The sequence below is a fragment of the Ectothiorhodospira shaposhnikovii genome, from assembly GCF_016584105.1.
GTDB classification, from domain to species: Bacteria; Pseudomonadota; Gammaproteobacteria; order Ectothiorhodospirales; family Ectothiorhodospiraceae; genus Ectothiorhodospira; species Ectothiorhodospira shaposhnikovii.
Genome location: NZ_NRSM01000080.1, coordinates 1 through 1830 on the forward strand (window position 1 = coordinate 1; position 1830 = coordinate 1830).

Below are 1830 nucleotides of genomic sequence, written 5' to 3' on the forward strand. Positions count from 1 at the left end.
GGTCCGCCAGCGCGAAACAAGGATCAATTGAAACAGAAAGCACTGTCTCATCTTCGCAAACTGCAAAAACTGCCCAAGCGGGTTGCGAGCTATTTCCGGGCTGGATCCATTCAATATGCAGTAGTGTAGCTATTTGATTGCCGGGTTAATATCTACACAGTGACTCGCTCCTGGTTGGACCAACCCGATTTTATCCTCACTGCATTACCAGCGCCATCCTCAATAAGGAACCAGCTTCATAAAGCCAGAATAGAGGGAAATGGAGAACAGCCAGATCAGTTGTTTTTTTACATGACTGTGGATACCGCTGAAGGCACTTTCTACGTCAGTTTCCATATTCCACCTGACAGGGTATCTGACTTGGTTATTCATAATTCCAGAGATTCTCTGGTAACTCTGCTGATGATCGGATTGGGATCCGCTATATTCTTGGCACTGGTGGTCTTGGGGTTAATGTATCGGATAACCCAGCCCGTTACTAGCCTGGGCACTTGGGCCAGGGGCCTGAACGAAAAAACACTTGATGAAAAAATCCCGGATTTTGAATTCCAAGACTTGAACGACTTTGCAGAAGTAATACGCAGCAGCTTGATTTCGGTGAAAGAGGGGCTTGAAAGGGAAAAAACCTTTCTCAGGCAAGCAAGCCATGAATTGCGCACGCCGATCAGTGTTATACGCAGTAACATTCAGTTGCTAAATAAACTTAAAATCGTTCAATCCAATGACCAACGTGACAGCCGAGAAAATGACGTTATAAATCGTATTGATCGCGCCAGCCTGACCATGAAGCACCTGACAGAGACTCTGTTATGGCTAGGGCGAGAAGACATGAATGGACTACCTCATAGCAATGTGCGATTAGACCACTTAATCGAAAACATCATCAGCGATCTCAAATACCTTCTTGATGGAAAAATTGTTCAGCTATCTATCCACACATCACCCTGCATCTGTGAACTCCCTGAAACTGCTGCCCGTATCGTTTTAGGAAACCTGGTTCGCAATGCTTTTCAGCATACGTGGGAGGGAGAAATCCTGATTGCTCAAAAAGGCTGGATCGTTGATGTAGAAAATTCCGATACATCGGCAACGGAAACAGATGACGATCTTGGTTTTGGTCTAGGACTGCAGTTGACAGAAAAATTAACTCAGAGACTTGGCTGGAGATTCGACAACACAATACATCAAGACAAGAGAATCGCACGCTTATGTTTCAAGGCTGAATTGGGGCCTTTTTAATCTATCAGGGACTGCTGACCCAAGGGAACCTCGAAATACGTTCTGCCCGGTCATGATACGGGTAGCCCCCCCACCATGACGCTGCCGCCGATGATCCCCGGACTGTTTGACCTGGACGAACGCTACGCCCTAAAAAGGGATTCGTGATCGAGCAGGCACTCCTGCATCACCTGCAAGCTGTCAGCGAAATACCGGAAGATGCGCTGATTCCGCCACGGCTCGTCGTTGAGCGTGAGGTAGGGGATAGACTCCTGGGGCGATTGGCATCCAATGAGCGCCCTAATCGGGCCATACAGGCACTTTTCGACGAGCCCCCTCAGGCGTCGCCCAGCAAAACCTGAAGTGGTCCAATTGTAGCGGACACCCCGTTAAGCCCTCGTAGGCTATGCATTGGAGGTGTTCATGAGCAAGAAGGCACGACGTCGATACACGGCGGAATTCAAGGCTGAGGCAGTGGCGTTGGTTGAGCGCCAGGGGTATGGGGTGGCCGAAGCTGCCCGGTCTCTGGGAATCAATCGCAGCCTGTTGGATCGGTGGTTGCGCAAGGAACGTGAGCGGCAATCTCCCCAGCATGACCAACAGGAGGACCAG

Annotated in this window: 2 protein-coding genes; both read left to right on the forward strand. The window is 49.5% G+C overall.

The genetic code is table 11. The features are described 5' to 3' along the window. The first annotated feature begins 174 nt into the window (after positions 1-174). The gene (locus CKO35_RS17460; protein WP_200177382.1) at positions 175-1239 is read left to right on the forward strand and encodes a sensor histidine kinase; all 1065 of its coding nucleotides are present in this window, start codon (positions 175-177) and stop codon (positions 1237-1239) included. A gap of 402 nt (positions 1240-1641) precedes the next feature. After that, the coding region (locus CKO35_RS17465) for a transposase (protein WP_200173378.1) at positions 1642-1830 on the forward strand (189 nt) is incomplete at its 3' end.